This window comes from Paenibacillus sp. UNC499MF, from assembly GCF_900107975.1.
Taxonomy (GTDB): domain Bacteria; phylum Bacillota; class Bacilli; order Paenibacillales; family NBRC-103111; genus Paenibacillus_F.
Map to the genome: position 1 here is coordinate 80,139 of NZ_FNVF01000010.1, position 20,900 is coordinate 101,038.

General features: G+C 47.5%; 18 protein-coding genes. All 18 read right to left on the reverse strand.

Annotated features, from left to right (window positions below; all coding sequences use genetic code 11):
* Positions 1-4: 4 nt before the first annotated feature.
* Complete coding sequence (locus C4S74_RS19060) at positions 5-844, reverse strand: flagellin (protein ID WP_103996877.1); 840 nt, start codon at positions 842-844, stop codon at positions 5-7.
* A gap of 165 nt (positions 845-1,009) precedes the next feature.
* Positions 1,010-1,237 (reverse strand): carbon storage regulator CsrA, encoded by a 228-nt coding sequence (csrA, locus tag C4S74_RS19065; RefSeq protein WP_103996878.1) that lies wholly within the window; start codon positions 1,235-1,237, stop codon positions 1,010-1,012.
* A gap of 1 nt (position 1,238) precedes the next feature.
* Positions 1,239-1,670 (reverse strand): flagellar assembly protein FliW, encoded by a 432-nt coding sequence (gene fliW, locus C4S74_RS19070; protein WP_103996879.1) that lies wholly within the window; start codon positions 1,668-1,670, stop codon positions 1,239-1,241.
* A gap of 63 nt (positions 1,671-1,733) precedes the next feature.
* Complete coding sequence (locus C4S74_RS19075) at positions 1,734-2,306, reverse strand: DUF6470 family protein (protein WP_103996880.1); 573 nt, start codon at positions 2,304-2,306, stop codon at positions 1,734-1,736.
* Positions 2,307-2,318: 12 nt separating this feature from the next.
* Entirely contained in the window at positions 2,319-3,230 is a 912-nt protein-coding gene (flgL, locus tag C4S74_RS19080) for a flagellar hook-associated protein FlgL (protein WP_103996881.1), read from the reverse strand.
* Positions 3,231-3,243: 13 nt separating this feature from the next.
* Entirely contained in the window at positions 3,244-4,809 is a 1,566-nt protein-coding gene (flgK, locus tag C4S74_RS19085) for a flagellar hook-associated protein FlgK (protein ID WP_103996882.1), read from the reverse strand.
* Positions 4,810-4,860: 51 nt separating this feature from the next.
* Positions 4,861-5,361 carry a flagellar protein FlgN gene (locus C4S74_RS19090; RefSeq protein WP_103996883.1) on the reverse strand — a complete coding sequence of 167 codons (501 nt, stop codon included), beginning with the start codon at positions 5,359-5,361 and terminating at the stop codon, positions 4,861-4,863.
* Between the two features lie 24 nt (positions 5,362-5,385).
* The gene (flgM, locus tag C4S74_RS19095; protein ID WP_103996884.1) at positions 5,386-5,649 is read right to left on the reverse strand and encodes a flagellar biosynthesis anti-sigma factor FlgM; all 264 of its coding nucleotides are present in this window, start codon (positions 5,647-5,649) and stop codon (positions 5,386-5,388) included.
* A 144-nt stretch (positions 5,650-5,793) separates the two neighbouring features.
* Positions 5,794-6,210, reverse strand: coding sequence for a flagellar protein (locus C4S74_RS19100; RefSeq protein WP_103996885.1), 417 nt, complete (start codon positions 6,208-6,210; stop codon positions 5,794-5,796).
* Between the two features lie 1,051 nt (positions 6,211-7,261).
* Positions 7,262-9,520, reverse strand: coding sequence for a DEAD/DEAH box helicase (locus C4S74_RS19110; RefSeq protein ID WP_258042545.1), 2,259 nt, complete (start codon positions 9,518-9,520; stop codon positions 7,262-7,264).
* An 84-nt stretch (positions 9,521-9,604) separates the two neighbouring features.
* Entirely contained in the window at positions 9,605-9,997 is a 393-nt protein-coding gene (locus tag C4S74_RS19115; RefSeq protein WP_103996887.1) for a hypothetical protein, read from the reverse strand.
* Positions 9,998-10,047: 50 nt separating this feature from the next.
* Positions 10,048-10,773, reverse strand: a complete 726-nt coding sequence (locus tag C4S74_RS19120; protein WP_009677083.1) for a response regulator transcription factor — start codon at positions 10,771-10,773, stop codon at positions 10,048-10,050.
* On the reverse strand, positions 10,745-11,932 hold the full coding sequence (locus tag C4S74_RS19125) for a sensor histidine kinase (RefSeq protein WP_181024479.1): 1,188 nt from the start codon (positions 11,930-11,932) through the stop codon (positions 10,745-10,747). Before C4S74_RS19125 ends, C4S74_RS19120 begins: the two co-directional genes overlap by 29 nt.
* Positions 11,933-12,020: 88 nt before the next feature.
* Entirely contained in the window at positions 12,021-14,639 is a 2,619-nt protein-coding gene (locus C4S74_RS19130) for a stalk domain-containing protein (RefSeq protein WP_103996888.1), read from the reverse strand.
* Positions 14,640-15,124: 485 nt separating this feature from the next.
* Positions 15,125-16,333 (reverse strand): methionine adenosyltransferase, encoded by a 1,209-nt coding sequence (gene metK, locus C4S74_RS19135; RefSeq protein ID WP_103996889.1) that lies wholly within the window; start codon positions 16,331-16,333, stop codon positions 15,125-15,127.
* A 146-nt stretch (positions 16,334-16,479) separates the two neighbouring features.
* Positions 16,480-16,758 (reverse strand): alpha/beta-type small acid-soluble spore protein, encoded by a 279-nt coding sequence (locus C4S74_RS19140; RefSeq protein ID WP_103996890.1) that lies wholly within the window; start codon positions 16,756-16,758, stop codon positions 16,480-16,482.
* Between the two features lie 401 nt (positions 16,759-17,159).
* Entirely contained in the window at positions 17,160-17,729 is a 570-nt protein-coding gene (locus tag C4S74_RS19145) for a hypothetical protein (protein ID WP_181024480.1), read from the reverse strand.
* 68 nt (positions 17,730-17,797) lie between these two features.
* Complete coding sequence (locus tag C4S74_RS19150; RefSeq protein WP_103996892.1) at positions 17,798-20,809, reverse strand: S-layer homology domain-containing protein; 3,012 nt, start codon at positions 20,807-20,809, stop codon at positions 17,798-17,800.
* Between the last annotated feature and the right edge of the window lie 91 nt (positions 20,810-20,900).

Below are 20,900 nucleotides of genomic sequence, written 5' to 3' on the forward strand. Positions count from 1 at the left end.
TGGATTAACGAAGCAATTGCAGAACGCCTTGCGGCTGTTGGTTAGCTTGAGCAAGCATCGCAGTAGCAGCTTGTTGAAGAATTCCGTTCTTCGTGAATTCGCTCATTTCTTTAGCCATGTCTACATCACGAATACGGGATTCAGCAGCTTGAAGGTTCTCAGCAGTTGTACCCAAGTTGTTGATCGTGTGTTCCAGACGGTTTTGAACGGCACCCAGGTTAGAACGAGTTGTGGATACTGTATCGATAGCTTTTTGAACCAATTCCATGTTTTCAGCAGCATCTTTGTTGATATCAGCAGCTGCAGAAGCCGAAATATCTTTCAGGGAACCTGCATCTACGCTAAGAGTAACTGCTTTCATGCTTACAAGAGTCAAATCGATAGTTTCACCTTTGTTAGCTCCTACTTGGAACTTCAAAGTAGTTGTGGAACCATCAAGAAGTTTCTTGGTATTGAATTGAGTTTGGTTCGCGATAGCATCGATTTGGTTGCTAAGTGCGTCTACTTCGGTTTTGATCTTAGCAGTGTCGGATGTAGTCAACACTTCGTTCGCCGCTTGAGTGAACAGTTCACCCATACGTTGCAGCATAGCGTGTGTTTCGTTAAGAGCACCTTCAGCTGTTTGGATCAGGGAGATACCGTCCAAAGAGTTCTTGGAAGCTTGCTCCAGACCACGGATCTGGTTACGCATTTTTTCAGAGATAGCCAGGCCAGCTGCATCGTCAGCCGCACGGTTGATACGGAAACCGGAAGAAAGTTTCTCCAGGGATTTGCTTTGTGCAGTGTTGTTGGAGCCCAGTTGACGTTGTGCATTGTAAGAGCTGATGTTGTGGTTAATACGCATGATTATATTCCTCCTTGAATGTAGGCAGTGATCGCATCCTTGCGTTCACCTAATTGTGGATTCAGCGAGTTTAGTCGGCCGCCAAAGCCCGCTTGCCTCCCATAATATATATATCGGATCGCAGGGATAGTTACTTTAGAGCTATTTTGATAAAAACGAAAAAAATTATTTGCCTTTAACGGCTTTTAGCAAGGATGCCGCATTGAGATCGATTTTGACTGCCGCTTGATTTTCCGCCTGAATTGCCTTGTAAACCTCTTCACGATGAATCGGAACATCCTTAGGTGCTTCTATTCCGATCCTTACCTGATCTCCAGCAACATCTAATACCGTGAGGACGATGTCCTGACCGATTATAATTTTCTCACCTTTTAGGCGGGAGAGTATCAACATATCAGGCTCCCCCCTTGATTAAAGAATATCGGATCGGGTAATTCGTGCTTTCCAATACAATCTGGGCCGCTTTATTACTTTTTTTATTCAAAATGATTGGTGCCTTCAGATTCATCGTTACATTATCCTTGGCTCGCACACTTACAATGCCATATACTTGCGTGTCCCCTTCGTTCTTTATTTCAAGCTGTTCGCTGACAGCCTTGGGAAGCTCGAACTCATAGGCAGGTTCAAACAGAAAAGGTTCCGCGATAACAAAGGCCAAATCCGCATCACTCAATGACTGGAGTACATGAAAAGTAGGATCACCGTTATCTAATTGCAATAACGCATAGCGGCGGTTAGTCTCAAATCCAAAGATACCCGCTTCAAATGTAATCAACTGCTCATCCGAAACGTCAATTTCACCAAATCTTGTAGATTGTACGATCATTAAATTTTCCTCCTAATAAAAAGAAAGAATAGCTATAAAATTATAGCTATTGTCTCATATGCTTTAAATAGATGCATCCCAATTTCCCCCGACTACGGAAAAAGAAATTGCATTTTTTTGCGTAACATAGGCTTCTAATTTGCCGGCTTCATATTGAATATGCGGAGAGTTCAACTTGGGATCAAAAGTAATCTTACCGTCTTGGACGGTTGTATGGATTACACTCGGTGCATATTGAATATCCACATTATCATATGAGGGCTCGGCTGTTACCTGCACGGGACGGTCTTTAAAAGCATTCTGCCGGGCGATGTCCGCAAACGCATTGGAATGATTAGTGATCTCCATCATTCGGTCACCGTTCTGGGCAATCTCCGCAATATTCTGCATAGAAATGTCAAAAGCGCTTTGTGCGATAAGATCTCTCATTTCAATGAGTTTGGAGGAACCTAAGGCAGACCATGCTCTTGTGGAGTCAATCTCAAGATTTGACTTCTCCGTCTCCATGCTAACTTTGGTATTGTCCTGCTGAAGGTTTAATTCCGCTTTAGGTTGTTCGATGGATAAGTTACCCTTTGTGGAAGAGAGTCCGATTTTGGTGTATTGCTGGCTGATCTGAATACGCGGAATTTGCATATAAGGCTCCTTTTATCTCAGGAAGTCGAGCAAGCTTGGACGAATAATCCGTCCCATCGTATCAAGAGAAGCCTGAAATACGCTCTCCGCAGTCTTTAAATCGGTAATTGTTTTGGGTACATTTACATCTTCGATTTTAGATTGCAGATCAGTGTAATTTAAAGTTAAATCTTCCAAACGGTCGGTTGTAAATTGAAGACGATTTTGGCGTGCACCAACATCCGCTTGTGCGAAGAGAACCTGATCCATAGTCGTCTGAATCTCTTTTATACTTTTTTCGATGTCGGCTGTATTATCGCCGGTTAAAGCAGTCTTAAGGTTATCCAGCACTTTAAAAACATTCGCTGCCTTGGTCGGATCAGCCGGGTCTTGAAACGGACCGAAAACATCCTTTCCCAGAGAATTTACATCTACGTAAATTCCTGCACCTATCTGATAGCGCATAACCCCATCATCAAGGCTGTAGGAAGTGTTTGCCGGATCGTCCGAAAAAGGCTTCTGGTCCGTCGTTTGTCCGTTAAATATATATTTCCCCTTGAATTGAGAGTTGCCGATGGCAACCATTTGTTTATAAAGCTCATCAATTTCCTGACCAAGAATCTTTCTGGCTTCGGGGTTATTGGATTCAGTTGCTCCTTGTACAGCTTTTTCGGAGACCGTTTGTAGGATTTTCACAGCTTCGTTCATCACTGTATCCGTGAAGTTCATCCAAGAATCCGCGTCTTTAGCATTTTCGGCAAATTGATCCGTCATGTCAATTTCGCCTCTGTAACGAAGCGAGCTGGATATGCCCACCGGATCGTCGGAAGGCCGGTTAATTTTTTGCTGCGTTAACAGCTGTTCTTGATATTTATCCAGACGGTTATAATTCGTTTGGAGATTTTTCATCATCGACGAACTCATCATGTTCTGTGTGATCCGCATTTAGCTCCCCCTCCTATCTGCCGACAACGCCGGTTCCGTTAATCAATTTATCGAGCATTTCATCTACAACGGTAATAACACGAGCCGAAGCGTTGTAAGCGTGCTGGAATTTAATCAGGTTGGCCGTTTCCTCATCGGGCGACACGCCGCTGATCGATTGGCGCAGGCTGTCCGCGTGGTCGGTGAGCAGCTCTCCGTTTTCGAGCATTTTCTTGGCATGATCGGTCTGAACGCCCAACTGACTCATTACCGCTTCATAGTAACCGCCGTACGTGGAGGACGCCGTGAGGGCTGTACCGCCGAAGTCAAACGTCTTCTCCGCCAGACCGCCGATAAGAAGCGCCAGATCGCCGTTGCTTTGCACCACTTTGTCGGTAGGTGCCGCAGGCGGTTTACTTACGGTTTCGATGCGTAGGGAAGCCGCGATCTTCTTCAGATCTTTGGCGATATCCGGATTAACCCGGATGTTCGCTGCGGTAATTTTGCCCGCTCCGTCGGAAGTAACGAAAAAGTCCTTCCCGTTGGTAGCCGGATCCTCGAGGGTGTATCCGAGCTTGTGTAATCCGTTCAAGCCATCGACGGTTACTTTCGCGTCGGCAGCCAGTTTGCGCGGGTTCGCCGGATCCATTTTGGCTCCTGCCGGAGGCGTCATGCCATTAGGCAAAATGCTTCCCGCCGGGAGGGTAACCTCAATTTTGCCGGTAGCCAGGGTATTGGCCATAAGGTCGATTTGTTTGGTATATTCGGCAATGAATGTATCCCGCGACTGGACATAACCGAAGATTTCGCCGGAAGTAACGCCCGCAACATCGGCCTGCACAATTGAATCCGAATTGAGATCGTCGATAACTTGTTTGGCCCCGAACGTGATCTGGTAAGTCTGCGACGTTTCCGTTACTTTCACGTTACCGAGCTTGGATAATTGATCGACGAGGTAGTCGCGTTTATCGCGGAGGTCGTTGGCATTATCTCCACCCGACTCAATATGCTTGATCTGCTTCGTCAAGTCCGAGATTTCCGTCACATAGCTGTTCGCTTCGGATACTTTAACGTTGATTCTTTCCGTGATGTTGTTACCCATCGTTGTAAACTGATTAGCCATGCTGTTAAAAGAATCGGCCATCGCCATCGCCTGTTGAACGACTGCAGAACGGGCCGCCAGGTCTTCCGTACTCGGGTTTTTGCTGAGCGTCTGCCAGGCCTTCCAGAATTCCGTAATATTCTTAGCCAGGCCGTTTTCCGACGGTTCGTTAACAACGCCTTCAATGTTGCTTAGCGTTTCCGAAATCACTTTCGATTCGTTCATTAATGAGTTCTGATTCCGGTATTCCACGTCGAAATAAATATCCCGGATGCGCTGGATCGCATTGACTTCAACCCCCATACCCAGCTGGCCGGGAGAGGTCGAATTGGTCACAGAAGGATATTCGAGCGGACGGGCGGCAACCATCTGAGCCACCTGACGGGAATATCCCGGAGTGTTGGCGTTGGTAATGTTGTGACCCGTTGTATTCAGCGCGACTTGCTGTGCGATAACACCGCGTTTGCCGAGCTCCAGTCCATGAAATGTAGAACGCATAAATTCACTTCCTTTGCTGTTGGGCCTTAAGCGGCCGGAGTATGTGCCGGGCTAAGCCCGTGTATCGAAGTAAGCGTTCTTGCGTCTGGCCTGTCCCTGCTGGGTCGGGTTCGCATAGATCGCGTCCTGCTCGGGTGTTGCCGTCAAGAGATCGAGTGAAAGGTCGATGAAACCGAGTGACTGTTCCACCAGCTGCTGATTTAAGGCATTGAGCTCTTTGAGCTGTCGGATTTCTTTCAAAAGCCGCTCCTGGCAATCCATCAGCTGCTGCTTTTCCTCCGCCTTGAAAACCAGCTTAACCAGTTCCCCTACAGTTATAAAAGGGTTCGTTTTATAGCAACGTGTCACCAGGTATTCATTGATCTTGACTACACGGCGCTGATCCAGCTCCTGGATTTCTTTAACGGCCTTGGATTCTTTCTGAACAATAGCGGACAGTTCTTCTATGGAGTTTTGAAGAATCGCTTCTTTCTTCCTAGCCCCAAGCTCCCGAAGTTCCTGGTGACATTCAATAATGCGATTCAAGACATTGACGATTTCGGATACGGACACAGCTCTTCCCCGTTTCTGCCGGTCTTATTTGAGGTACGGAAGGAGCTTCTCGGCAATCTTGCCCGCTTCCACATGGTAGGTTCCCGATTTGACCTGCTGCTTTAATTCTTCTATTCTGCGCACTCTATTCTCATCCCCCGCGGCTCCAAGCAGTTCTTTAGCTTCCGTAGAAATTTGAACTTCGTCTTTGGGACGGTTACGTTTATCCGCGGCAGCCGTCTGAAACTGTTCCTTATGCTTGGCATACGGATTTACATTTCCGATACGATGGCTATCATTAATTTTCATAGTTATTCACCTCTTGTTATCTGATGGAGGATCCTCTACTTTCCAAGGCCGCTGCACGGCTCGATTCTACAAAAAAACCGATAATGGTTATTACTATTATCGGCAGAAGGATATGATCTTTTTAGTTAAATGCAGCTTTTCTAATTAATGCCGGTCTTTTAAGCGGTCCGTAATACGAAAATGATGAGCGTCTTTTTCCGTATTTCCGCTGTTTTTGCTCTCATCCATTACCTGATTCACGTCCCGTACGAGGCGCTGGCGGCAGGAGTCGCACATGGTGTGTTCACGAATGGGATTTCCGCAAACTTCGCAGGGATAAGTCAGATTGGGTGAATCCGCTATCGAAATGCGGCCCTCGCGAATAAAACGGATAATCTGGCGCATAGGAACTTCCGTCTCTTCATGCAGCTCCTGGAGATCGCATTTACGATTCTGCCGCAGGTAATCCGCACAAGCAACATACTGAGCCTCGATGTCTTTGACGCAGGCCGGGCAAGTTTCGGCAAAGCCTTTCACAAACAGCTTTCCGCAGCGCGGACAGTTTTGAACGTTCATACTCATTATAATCACCTTATCAAGCTTCAAGTATAGTATACGACTAGTGTAACGTATTGGACTTGCGTTGAGAAGGGGCCTTCTGAAAGAGTTGGAAATATGTTCTTACTATCCGTGTATGCAGTATGGCGAAATTACCGCGCCCACATCAGTCCGTAAACCTCTGCCGGCAAAGATTGCGTTATAGCCCGGGCACATTGGTTTAGAGTACTCCCTGTTGTGTAGACATCGTCCAATAGGAAGATCCGGACCGGCCTTCCTTGACACGCAAGCTCTTCCTGCTTCCGCGTAAGCGACTCCTCGGCTTCCTCAAGAAGCTTGAAGGCTCCCTGGAGATCGTTGAGCCGCTCCCCTCTAGACTTGAAGCTCTGCTTAGCCGTGTGTCTTGTCCGTTGCAGCAGTGGTATCACAGGCAGCGAGAGCCGTTTCCCCAGCATTGCGGCCATAGCCTCGGCCTGGTTGAAGCCTCTTTCCTCCAGCCGGCTCGTATTCATAGGTACGTAACTGATGCAATGGAAGCCCGGACTATCCTGCCCGGCAGCAGGCAACTCCTTAACCAATTGATGATAGGCATGCACCAGCATCCCGGAGAAAAGAGGGAGCAGGCGTTCATTGCCCCTGTACTTATAGGAGGCGAGCCACTCTTTCATCAGGGAGTTATAACGGACTGCACTTCGACTGTACCGGAAAAAACACGATGTTCTGCGGACGCAGTCCGGGCACTCATCCGGACGGCCGCAAACCGGGCAGCGGACAGCCATTATCCAAGGAATGGCGTTAAAACAGGTCATGCAAAGCCCGAGACTCTCTTTTGCGGAATTTCTGCGCCCGCCGCAGCAGATGCAATTAGTCCATTCCCTGCCATGTGTGTTTACCTCGGCTTCAGGAAGCTGAAACCATCGTTTTACCCTACTCCACCATTCCGCAGGCGGCTTGTGATTAGAAAGACCGATCATATGTCTATACTCCCTTCCAAATTACTTGCTTCACTTCCACCTAGCTTTCTTCTGCTATCCCACTTCGACTAATTTAATTCCACCGACTCACTTCAACTAACTTACTTTAATAAGTATCCTCTTCTCCGTGCTGTCCGGTTCATTTTTCTAATCTGCCGGACAGCCCCTCTTTGAGACACCGTATTTTCCGGCCCTGCAAAAAAGACAAGTCCCCTGGGATCATCTTTCGATCTTCCCGCGCGGCCCGCCATTTGAACCAAAGCGGCTTCGTTGAACAGACTGGAATCGGCATCGAGGATGAATACATCCGTTTTGGGTACGGTTACGCCGCGCTCCAATATCGTGGTCGTGACCAGAATGTCCGTAACCTTGCCGCGAAAGTCGGTTACCTTCACCGACCTTTCGCGGTCTTTGGACGATGTGCCGGCGATAACCTTGTCCGGCCAGAGGCCTTGGAGCAGCCCGACAAGCGGGTCCACCAGCTTGATCTCCGGCACGAACACGAACAGCTGCGCGCCGCGTTCAAGCGAGCCCTCCAGACGCTTACGCAGCGTCTGTGGGAGGGCACCGCTGCGGAGAATACGCCGCAGCGAAGGCACCGGCACCCGCTTGGGCACAGGCAGCGGGTGCCGGTGAAAACGCACGGGCACGGTAACGTGAGGCAGGCGTCCGGACGCCGCCTCGTGCTGTAGTGCCCGCGGGGGCGTCGCCGAGAGGAGGACGTAGCGTCCTCCCGGCGCGAGAGCTTTGCGCGCGGCGAATTCCAGCGCCGCGCTGTTCAGGTACGGGAAAGCGTCGATCTCGTCGATAATCACGGCATCAAAAGCATGCGCGAAGCGCATAAGCTGATGCGTGGTCGCGATCGTGATATCGCCGCTTTCCCAGGTTTGGCTGCCGCCGCCGTACAGCGTCACGATGCTGCGGCCCTCAAACGCACGCGTCAGGCGCGGCTGCAGCTCGAGCACGACGTCCCGGCGCGGCGTGGCGATGGCGATCTTGCGTCCGTGCGCAAGCTCGTATTGGAGGAGCGGGAAGATCATTTCGGTTTTTCCCGCTCCTGTAACCGCCCAGATCAGGAAGCTGGGCGCTGATTTACCGCTGCCTGCTCGCCCGCCAGAGCCTTCGTCGCTTCCGGGCGGCTCTGCTCCTCCTGCCGCCTTTTCGCTGCTGGGTGAGTTTCCAGGTGAAGTGCCGCTTAAAAAGGCGAGTGCTTCCTTCGAAGCTGCTGTTTGAGCCGGGCTCAGGCCCCATGGGGTCAAATAAACCTCCATGTCAGGGATGTTTACCGATTCCCTTGTGAGCTTTTTATGACTAACCCTTCCCATGGGGTTTTCTTTTACATCAGAAGTACCAAAAGCCTCCTCCTCGTCCCCGCCGTTTTGCTTATTTCCTTTAATCAGCAACGTACATGAGCGTACTCTTCCCATGGTTAGACACTCTTCACAATACGGGCAGTCCGTTCCGCAATGATAACAGGGCGTAAAATGAAGTTTGCCGCTTCCGCACCTTTTGCACCTATATTCGGTCTGCAGGCACCAAAAGGCAGGGAACTTTCTTATACGTTTACTCTGTAATCCATTGGTTAAGGTGATATCGCCATTTAAATAAGCCGCTTGAATGTAAGCTTTCCAAGTTCCATTTTCCAAAAGTTCTGTCATATCGGAAGCGTCCAGCAACCGGAGAACTTCTTCACTTAAAAGACTTCTGCCGTGCAGTGCTTCTATAAGACGATCATAAAGAATGGAATTGTCAGGAAATACAGATAGGCCGTAAGTAAACCATTTGTCATAGTCTATCGAACGGAAAGTGAGAGATTGAATGAGCTCAGTAGGCACAGGCGGGGAAAGACGCGTTAATTCTTCCGGGAGGAAAGAGAAGGTGTGCTTTCTGATCTCTGGGGATGGAGAATGTCTTAAATCTTCCGTAGGACCGGTTAGAGTCTGTTCTTGCAAAAAGTCACTTAACGAATCGGATGATGAAAAATTAGAATGAATGGCATCAGAGGGGGCGAAAAGATCGGAATTCGCTTGGGAGGTACTTCTTTTACCGGTAGAGTAAGAACGGTGGATAGGCAAAGTGTTAATTTCAGGACAATGAGGGTCTTCCTTTAACAAGGGAGGCGAGTAACTAGACGGATGTTTTTCGAGGGTAATAGGAGGTAAGCGTTTCTTGCAAGAGGGAGAACTCAGCGCGTCAATCAAAGCCAAAGCTTGTCCTATTGAAACAGGAGGCTCCAGCAGCACAATCCGGACAGAACGTCCGAGCCGCTCGAACCAGTACGTGAAGTCGACGGCCATTGCGAGGGAAATGTGCCATTGCCAATCATTTTCGTCGGCAGCAGCGTAAACCTGAACTTTCATGACTCACCTTCTTCAACGCTTATTCGGTTGTAAACGATTACGTAAACTACAGACGGCTCAAAGCCAATGAATAATCTTAGGGGTTTACTCAAACAACGGAAGTTTAACGAGCTGCTTCTGGTTGCTCACATGCATAACTACGAGGTTATCACGCCCGGATGAGAAAGCCCACTCTTCCCAGGAGGATTCAGGTAAAACCGTTCTGATCTTAAGCTCGTAGGAACGTGAAAGCTTCTCGGCGATCCGCAGCGTATCGTCCGTAGAACCTTCGTCAATTACGGATACGGACAGCGATTTTCCGCCGAACCTTGCAAGAAAAAACAAAGAACGGATATACCATTCGATATGCATTTGGTTATCCTTGGTCACTAAAAGCAAATGGTACGAACGTACCGCTTCATTGGGGCGTTTTAACGCATGGAGCATACATACACAGAAGATGTAGCTCCCTACAAATAACATCAATCCGGTCCACATGACGGCTCCCTCCCTTAGCATACTATATGCCTTGGCGGGAGGGTTGGTTCCTAGAGAGTCACCCAGCCGTTTTTGATGGCGATAATAACGGCCTGTGTGCGGTCGTCTACTTCCATCTTTTGCAGAATGCTGCTCACATGATTCTTTACCGTTTTCTCGCTGATATAGAGGAATTCTCCGATCAGCTTGTTGCTTTTGCCTTCAGCCATCAAACGCAAAACTTCCGCTTCACGCTTGGTCAGCGGGCTTGTCGGAACATGAATATATTTTAGGCCCGATTCCTGAACGCCGTTGCCCGATCCCATCACACCGTTATCATCCAAATAAGTCATACGACGAAGCTGGTTGATCAATTTGCCGGTTACTTTCGGGTGTATATAGGCATGTCCGGCTACAACGGAGCGAATCGCATTAATCAGCGCCTCCGCCTCCATGTCCTTCAGCAAATATCCGGAAGCACCTTTGCGAAGCGTCTCAAACACATAACTCTCATCGTCATGAATCGAAAGGATAATCACCTTAACGTCCGGAAAAATAAGCTTTAGCCGCTCGGTAGCGACGACGCCGTTTTCCAGCGGCATATTAATATCCATCAGGACTACGTCGGGCTGCATTTCATTGCAGAGCTCGATAACCTGAATACCGTCGCCGCATTCCCCGATGACTTCCATATCGTCTTCCATATTAATGATCCGTTTGAGGCCTTCGCGAAACAGCTGATGATCGTCCGCAAGAATGAGTCTTACATTACGCTTGGGACTCCCCTGGTTGTCCATTACCAATTTCCTCCTTGTTCTCTGCGCGAATGGGAATCAACATCGTAATCTTCGTTCCCACGTCCTTTTCTGAGTAGATGGCCATGTCCCCTTCGAGTAACTTCAACCGTTCCCGCATCCCGATAATGCCAAAGTTGTTGCCCTTGGCAATCTTATGCTCCGTCAAATCCACATTGAACCCGATTCCGTTATCGTTAATGGAGATACTGACCAGATCCTCCTGGAATGACAGCTCAAGTGTAACGAACGTTGCGTGGGCATGCTTGAGAATATTGGAGAAGGTTTCCTGAATCAGGCGGAAAATAGCGACCTCCATTCCCGATGGAAGTCTCGTTTCTTTGCCCGAAATTTCAAGCTTCGTATGTACCTGTGTCTTATCTTCAAAATCCTGAACGAATTTACGTACGGTCGGAATCAAGCCCAGATCGTCCAGCGCCATCGGCCTGAGATTGAAGATCATTTTACGAACTTCCTCCAGCCCGCAACGCAGCTGGGACTTAAGATCTATGAGTTCTTCCTTTGCCGCCGTATATTCCTGCTTGGTTACCATGCGCTCCGCAATTTCCGTGCGAAGTACGACGTTCGCCATAGTCTGCGCTACCCCGTCATGAATCTCGCGGGCCATGCGCTTGCGCTCGTCTTCCTGGGCCAAAATTATTTTCAGCCCGAGCAGTTGGCGGTTTTTGGCCGACTCCAGAATACGGGTGACCTGATTAAGATCACCCGATAAATATTCGAGAACGACATTCATCTGGGAGACGATCATTTCCGCCCGCTCGAGCTGTTTGTCTACGTTTTTGATTCTTTGTTGGATGTCGTTGCGTCTTTCTTTCAGGTGATTCTCTTTTTCTCTCGATACCGTAAGCTGCAGTTGGAGCGATATAGCCGCCTCATAGGCGGTTTTGATGTCATTTTCCCGGTATCTCGCAAAGTCACGGCTTACTTCCGTAAGACGGATACGCGCACGTTTGTAGTCACGTTCCAGGTTGTCCACCAGCTCGATCGTCTGGGTAACTTCATCCTTAACTTGACTTGATTCCCTAAGAAGCGACTCTCGTTCGCCCCGGGCACTTTCGCAAATTTCGAATACCTGGTACTTGCTGCTCTCCATGACTTCGATGGCGTTCTTGATGACACGGTCTAATGCATCCACCTGCAAATCGCTCCAAGCCCCTTTTCAAAACAAATTGGTCTGCCTTCTATAGTACCATACTTTGTGCTGTTTGAGAGTAAACTAATAGAACTATTTATTGCAGGTTAACGATCTGTTCGGCCTGATTCCACGTGACTTTCCAGCCTAAAGTTTCAGTCAGCAGACGCAGCGGAACCATCGTTAAATTGTTCATGATACGCGGCGGAACCTCGGCGGTAACCCGCTTGCCGTTCGTGATTAAATCCAGTTCATTGTTCCACATATCGACGATGTTCCCGTCTTTTACAACCGTTGCCCGGAGTGCCTCCTGATCCCACAGCACTTTCGCTCCCAGCGCTTCGGAAACAAAGCGGGTTGGCACAAGTGTGTTGCCGCGGTCGTTAATCGGCGCTTGCTCCAGCCAGTATGATTTTCCGTTGACGGTTGCCATCTGGTTCCCGATTTGCAGGGATACCTTGTTCAAGCTGCCGGATGGAGTCCCATAATTCGGATAGCTGAAGGAAATATCGTCAAGCTCGATTTTGCCTTGCAGCGCACGTTCGTCTTGACCCTGCTCTGGATTAACCACATAGATGCTGCGCAATGTAAGCGGGTATTTCAGGTTAAGGCCGGACAAGTTGGCCGAAATGGACTTCCAGCCCTGCCAGTTGATATTTTTGGCGAGCTCTACCAGTTCTTTTTTACCATCCGCATCGATCACCTCGGCACGGAGCCAGTTTTGGCTTTCGTCACCTTTTACTTTCAGGTTGATCGTTTGCGGATAACCGTACAACTGCGCACCGGTATTGTTAAAGACCGCATACGATGCCTTGTTGCCGCTGCCTTTTGTAAAATCGTAAGCAAGCTGCAGACTGTTGTTACCGGACTCGTTCTTCACGATGCTTAGCTTCGTGTCAACCTCTGCCGGGAAACTTTCCGTCGTCGTAAGTACCGACTTGTCGTCGAGGTTGTACCACATGGATTCATTGCCGAGCGGAATGTTCAGCATACTGCTGTAGCCGTCGTATCGGGCGATAACTTGGGCATTCTTGCTGCCCTCCAGGCTGTCCACTTTCAGGACGCCGTTCTTGACTTCGCCCTTCACGCCGAGCACTTCCCACTCAAGCGATGCCGGGGAAATTTCCTTGGTTTTGCCGCTCTTGGTCGTTGCGGTTACGCTCAGATTGTAGCTTCCTCCCGCAACAAGCCCTTGTCCGCTCGCTTTCGAAACCTTCATAGAGCTGATATCCGCACGTCGTATTACTTTTACATCCAGATTCGACGAACCTGCGCTTGTTGTTGCCGTAATTTTACCGCTGCCGAAGCTCGTAGGAATGAAGGCATTTCCTTCAAATTTGCCAAGATTGTTAGACACACTCCAGGTCGGCTGAACGCTTTCTGAAACAATCGGGTTGTAATATTCGTCATAACCACTGAAGGTAAACGTCGCTTTCTCGTTCAGGAACAGCTCTGTATCGCCTTTCATAGTGAAGCCCTTCGGCTGGCCTTTCGGTGCCGTCGAGAAAACTCCCAAGGCATTCACGACTGCCCTCTGTGTGCCATATTCCGTTACATGAGCCAGCTGGATATTGTTCGTTCCCAGAGGACGTTCGACCATTTGCGTGGAACCGCCGCCGTCCAGATTCATCGCTTTGTAAGCCCCGATCTGAATCAGAAAACGCTGGAATTCCTGCAGGCTCATACCCGCACTGTTGTCATTCTTATCAGCTGTAACCAGGTAAGCCTTCTTCATATCCTGGGAGTATCCTACGCCTGTGCGGGAACGGTATCCTCCGAGGGAAGAAACGTCGCGCGAGAACGAAGTGGCTTTGGCCGCGTCTACGAGGATGGAGTGGCCCCCGATCATTGTTTTAAAAGCATCGTTCGCATAGGCCGTTCCTGTACGCTGGTTAATAAATGCATAGTTTGCCGTAAGAGGATCTCCGACTTTTAAATGTTCTTTAACGAATTGAGCGGATTTGCCCGCGGCTCTTAAAATATAACCGTTCTTAGGCGGCTCGATTTTGATGACCGTGTCCGGTGCGATTTGTTTGATAACCCCGTCTTGTACCAGGACTTCGGTCGGTACGGATTTCCCGTCATTCGAACGGTCTACCTGTCCCCAAGCATCGGTATACATGAACAACCCGTCCGTATGGCTGTGAGTACCGTCATCATACCAATAGTACGTTTTGTTGATGCCTCCGAGTTCGAAGGAAGCGCCGTCCTTGGCTTTTACCGCGCCTTGGAAAGCAAACAGGTCAATCACCGGCTTGTTATCCTTTGTTATTCCAAAAGCGTACAACCCGGACATCTTGTTGGATGGAGTGGACATGATTTGTCCGTTGGTGATTTGCGGACCCAAGGGCACGCCTTCCGCTTGCGTATTAAAAAAGTCCCCGTTAACCGCCGCGACTGCACCGGCCGCTTTTGCCATCGTAGCCACCGTCTGCTTGTCGGTAAACTGATTATTTTTCCCCGCGATCACATCCAGTTTCACATACGGGTTCGTCAAGTCTACTTCTACTACGTTGGCGGTAGCCGAGACCTTCTTGTTGTTTCTGGTAAAGTTCCAAACATACTTCTTCATAACGGCACCCGAAGTTAAAATGCTCTCCGACTTCAAAGTAACCGTAGGGTCAGCGGCAAATGTGGGAACAGGCAGGGATACGACTACCTGAAAAGCAACGACGAAAGCGAGTGTCGATCTCCACAGCTTGTTGGTAAACCTCATTCTTCTTTCACTTTCCTCTCTCCTGAATAGGTAAAATCAACTAGGACACACAATAGTATAGACTCATAAACTAGCTAAAAAGTTACGAAATTTATGTGATTTTTCCTAGAGTAATTGAGAAAAGAGAGCAAAACGCTCGGAATTTGGTCCAAACTGGAATAATCGGGTCTCAAATCGGTCTTTTTATGCTTTTTTGGGGGTAGGCGAAAAATTAGAGGCGCTTAAAGGAGTTAGCGATCATGGGACTATTAAGTAGAGCTAATCGTAAAATCATTGTTCAGTTGCGATAGTTTTACACTATTCTGTTCTACATAAGGGACCGCTGCTCCCAAATCTCACTAACTTCCGTTTCTATCTACATAGCTACTTAACTCAAATCAATCCTATGCACATATACATTTAGCGAACAAAAAAACACGCCCTGACCCGTTAGGATCAAGCCGTGTTCTTCACGTCTTTTCAGACAAGTTGTACTAAAATGAATCTTACAGAGCTTCCGCTTTAAGCAGTTCAGCTTTGTCTGTACGTTCCCAAGGAACATCCAGATCGTTACGGCCAAAATGACCGTAAGCAGCCGTTTGCTTGTAAATCGGACGACGCAGGTCAAGCTCCTTGATGATACCGGCAGGACGAAGGTCAAAATGTTTGCGGATCAGCTCAACCAGCTTTTCTTCGCTCACTTTGCCTGTGCCGAACGTATCGATGCTGATGGAAACCGGCTTAGCAACGCCGATGGCGTAAGCAAGCTGTACTTCGCATTTTTCCGCCAGTCCTGCAGCAACGATGTTTTTAGCGACATAACGAGCCGCGTAAGCGCCGGAACGGTCGACTTTTGTCGGATCCTTACCGGAGAACGCGCCGCCGCCGTGACGAGCATAACCACCGTAGGTATCTACGATAATTTTACGACCGGTCAGACCGGCATCGCCTTGAGGTCCGCCGATTACGAAACGGCCTGTCGGGTTGATGAAGTAGTTGGTGTTCTCATCCAGGAATTGCGCCGGAACGATTGGCTTGATAACGTGTTCTTTGATGTCTTTTTGGATTTGCTCCAAAGTAACATCTTCACTGTGCTGTGTAGATACTACGATTGCATCAACACGTACAGGCTTGTCCCCATCGTACTCAACCGTCACTTGAGTCTTACCGTCAGGACGGAGGTATTCCAGGGTACCGTTCTTGCGGACTTCAGTCAGTCTGCGGGAAAGCTGGTGCGCCATCGAAATCGGCAGCGGCATCAGTTCAGGTGTTTCGTTCGTTGCGTATCCGAACATGAGACCTTGGTCGCCTGCACCGATCGCTTCAATTTCAGCGTCGCTCATTTGGCCTTCACGGGCTTCAAGAGCCTGGTCTACCCCTTGTGCAATGTCAGGGGATTGTTCGTTCAGGGATGTAAGGACTGCACACGTCTGATAGTCGAAACCATACTTCGCGCGTGTGTAACCAATATCCTTAATTGTTTTTCTGGCAATGGCTTGAATGTCCACATATTCGGAACGGGACGTGATTTCGCCGATGACCAGAACCAAACCGGTAGCCACAGATACCTCACAAGCTACACGTGCGTTCGGATCGTTCTCCAAAAATGCGTCTAACACCGCATCGGAAATCTGATCGCAAATTTTATCGGGATGACCTTCTGTCACGGACTCGGATGTAAACAAACGTCTGCCGCGTTCTAGTGCCAATGTCATCGACCTCCTACTTGATTTAGTATGTAGAAACAAGTGCGAACTTACACAAAAAATGAACCTTTTCCTCGGTGGAAAAGGTTGCTTCAGGACCTTCTTGAAGTTATGTTACTTCATTTGTCGATGAATGTCAACGAAACAGGTATGAATTATAAAGTGAAGAGAACCTCTTCCGCCCTGCGGATTAACCGGCTTGTAATTGCCCCGCCAACCGCACCGCTATCCCGTGAACTGATGTGTCCCCAGTAGTCTTCCTTTATTGAAGCTGCCGGGATTGAACCCAGCTCGGAAGCAAACTCCGTGCTTAAATCCAGGCTTCCCAAAGCTTGTTTTCCCACTGGCAGGCCCATTTCCGCAGCGATTTCGTATTTAAGTAGGTCTAAAGCTTTGTGCGACTCGGGGACTACTTTATTGTTGTTCTTCGACATCTTTTTCACACTCCTTCACTAGTTGTGGGATTAGTATCACCTTCCCACTTCATTCGACCCGTATAAGTTGTTGTCAGCTTGGTTAATTTATGGGGAGTGAAGGTATGGGATGGACTGATGTTCTTAAACGAAGGATGGTCATTCCTAAATAGTGCAGCATAAAGATCAAGGTTTAAATTATAATCAAGCAGGAATTTCAAACATTTTTACGCATAAGGTTTTGAAGCTAAAGCCAAAATTTATGCAAATGTCCAACAAGATCTAGGTAAGAACAATCATTATTTGCCCAATTCCGGCTTTAAGTAGAGTTTTACAATAATTATTTATAAAAAATGGCGGGATACCAATACTGGATCCACGCCACTTTAATTTCTATAAAAAGTTCCATGCCTGTTTATACCTTATTGAGAAACCTTAGTGCCATCTGCATTTTGCACTACATATCCACCACGGACCATTACGTATACGTCTGCTGTTTCCTTAAGATCAGGCTTAACACCACGACCGTCTCTCGGGAAAATTAGCAGGTGATTATTTTGTACCACTGTACCAGCAGCTAAGTCTTTGCCTGCCGTTACATCTGGAATGCCATTATCGTCGTTGCTCACGGCTAAAGTTTTACCATTCCGTACAATCAGTTCCGAGCCTGCATCCGCGAGAATAGTTTGTCCGGCTTTAAGCACAACTACCTTCATGGCATTGCCTTGACCTGTAGATGGCGTTCCACCACCATCGTTGTTCGTTGGCAGTTTTGCGATTTCTTGTGCAATGATTTCTTTAATTTTGCTCTCTGTTAAGCCATTGCTTCCTCCACCTGTACCGACAGATCCACCAAGCCCTTGAACGTATTGTTCCAGATAGCTCTTGGTTACGATCGGATCATCTGCTGAGCCGGGTGTGGGAGCGGCGGCATGAATAGGAGAAGCAAGTACTGTTAATATAGCCAGCCCGAGTCCTATTACTTTCTTCATATAAATTACCTCCTTAAGAAAAAAGGAGACCCTATTGGGTCTCCTTTTTTTTGTCACCGGCATGTTGATTACTGAACTGTGATCACAGCAGAATCGGACTTACCGTTAGCGTTAGCTGTAAGAGTGAAGCTTGTTACAGTTCCACTGATATTGATTGTACCGTCAGTGGAGATCGTAACAGAACCGCCACCTTGAATATCAGTTGCAGTGTAGATAACACCCAGGATGTTGTTGTTGGCTGCAATTACAGCATTGCCATATTCAACACCATAGTTATCAGTTACTGTCAACTTGAGGAGTGCTTGAGCAGTTTTAGGAGAAGTTTTAACGAAAGTATCTTTGTCGTTATCAGCTACAACCTTAGCAACTTGAACAGCCTCATCTTTAACATTGATAGAGATGGAAGCAGTTTTTTGCTCACCTTTTGCAGTGTTGTAACCAACAGCTACAGTAGTGGAGCCTACTTTATTACCCAGTACGTAAGGTGTACCACCAACTACTTCTGCTTTTACAACAGAATCATTGTAAGTAGCAATGGAAGTAATTACGTTGGACGGAAGAGCAACAGTATCACCAGCGTTGTCTTTCGCAGTAATTTTAACTTTTTTACGAAGTGCACTCTTCGTAATATCTTCTTGATCTCCGCTCAGTTTATCAACTGCTGCATACAGATCAGTTACAGGAGTTACAGTGTAGGAAAGATCAGAATTCTTGTCGATAACTTTTACATCTTTAGTTACACTTGCAAGCACATTACCTTTGGAGTTGATAAGCTCAGCTTTGAAAGTACCCGTAAGGTTAGTGTTTGCATTGTTAGCAGCAGCGTCAACAATTACATCAAAGCCTTCGTTAAAGTCTTTAAGTTTATCTGCTTGATATTTCTTAGGAGTAGTAATAGCAGTAGTTGTATCACCATCCGCATAAAGACCGATGCCAGTACCGTTAGCTGTAAAGGATACTTGAACATAAACATCGCTTGTTACCGCTGCTTTGTCAAGCTTCGAATCGAATTGATCAAGTACATTCAGTTCGATATCAGCAGTTGCACCTGGCAATGCTTTCTTAGCTGGATCGTTTGTCAGCTTAAGCGTGCTTGCAATACGAGCGCCTTTTACATTGTAAGTTTTTGTGTCGAACGCGTTAAGTCCTGGGGAAGTCAACACGATGCTTACGCTGATAACACTCTTATCTGTTGCTTGGAAGTTAGAAAGACGGATTTTACCTTTTTTGTCACCGCTTTGAACGATTTCGATGTTACCAGTGGAAGTCGAAAGGTTCACAGTGTTGTCATTGCTGTTGCTTTGACCAAATTTCAGGCTGTTAACGATATCGTCTGCACTCAGTTGGTTTCCGTCTACATCAAATGCAGTCAGATCGATGAATGCTTCGTCATCGCCTTCGGAAATTTCTTTGCTAGCATCGCCCAGTTTAACCTTCGTAGCTACTTTCGAAGATTTAACGTTGATTTTAGCAGTGGAGAAAGAAGCTTGAGTTTGAACATTCAGCGTGTAAGTACCGGACTTAGCAACGTTGTCAAGCAGGGATACTTTAATGTTCAGAAGACCTTCGTTTCCAACTTTAACCACTTCAGTTTTCAGGTTTTTCTCATATTCAGAGAAGAAACGAGTAACTGTTTGATCATAGTTTTCGGAATCGTCAGCAGCTACCAGGTTACCGTATTGATCATAACGAAGGAATTCTACAGTAGCTGTTTGGCCTTTAGCGGAAAGAGCATCGCCATTGGAGTATTTCACTGCACCCAGCTCACTCTTCGTGATGATAGGCTGTGTTCCAACTTTGAATGTTTTATTTACGCTAACACGGGAATCATTCTCGATGATGTTTACTGCAACCACGCCATAACCTTGCTTGTAAAGGTTATCGTTTACAGTAGTATCGAGGATCAGACGAAGGGAACCGTCATCTGCTTTAGTAATTCTTTTTACTACATCGTTGTTGTTACCAGCGTATACAGTGTAAGAACCAGCTGGCAGGGAAGCAGCTTCACCGTATTGGTTAGTAGCAGCAACTTTGATCATTACGTTCTTGCTGTAAGCGATTGTGTCGCTAGGGTTCAAGAATTCGATCTTAGTCAGCTTCTCGTCTTCAGCGGAGAATTCTGCTACAGCTTTGTCAACTGTTTCAGCAGCCAGACCGCTAAGCGTTACGGAGTAAGCACCAGCGCTCAGTTTGCTGTTAGTCAGTGTAAGTACAGCAGATTTCTTGTCGTCTGCCCATTTAACGTCAGTTGCTACGGAAGCAGTACCTTTTTTCAGAGCAAGGGATGCTTTAGCAGTATCAACTTCACGGTTGAATTTAACTGTTACAGTCTTAACGCCAGTAGCTTTAGCTTCGGATACGGAAAGCTTCTTGCTAGCGTTGCTAAGTTGTTGTGCTTGGTAAGAGGAAGTTACGAGCAGGTCGCGCGTAGCAGCTGTAGTACCGTTGAAAGGTTGGCCAGCTGGAGCTTCGAACAATTTCAGTTCTTGTGCCAGTTGAACATAACCTTTAGCCCAGTCGGAAACTGTTTTGTCGGAAACACCTGGTTTAGCAAGTGCTTCGGACTCTTTTCCAAGACCACGGATCAGGAATGTAGCGAGTTCTTCTTTAGTTACATCGCCAGCTGGAACGTATTTGCCTTCTGCTTTACCGTCAGTGATGCCGGCAACACGAAGAGCTTCGATGTAAGGAAGAGCGTAACCGTTAGCAGGATCGCTGGATTTAACGTCTTCGAAGCTGGAAGTAGTAGCGGAAGATTTCAGTTCGAAAATCAGAGCTGCTACTTTAGCGAATTGGGCGCGGTTCATTTTGTCGTTCAGACCAAAGCGGCCTTCTTCAACACCGTCAAAGATGCCTGCTTGAATCATGGAATCGAACTTGGCTTTTGTAGCCGCGTCCAGATCTTTAAGATCAGAGAAATCATCAGCCTTAGCTGCGAATGCTACGGAAGAAAATACGGACAATGCCATAGCTGTGGAAAGAATTACGGATAAACTTTTTTTCATAACCTTTTTGTCTCCTCCTTGAATATCTTTCGGGTTTTGAGAGTGATTAGAAATTCTAGAGCTCATATTACTCATTGAATGATTCACCCCCTTTCCAGAGTGGTTGAGCCTAAATGTATAACTAATTCATCTGCAGCCTAAAAGACCACATAGAATCTAGTAACGA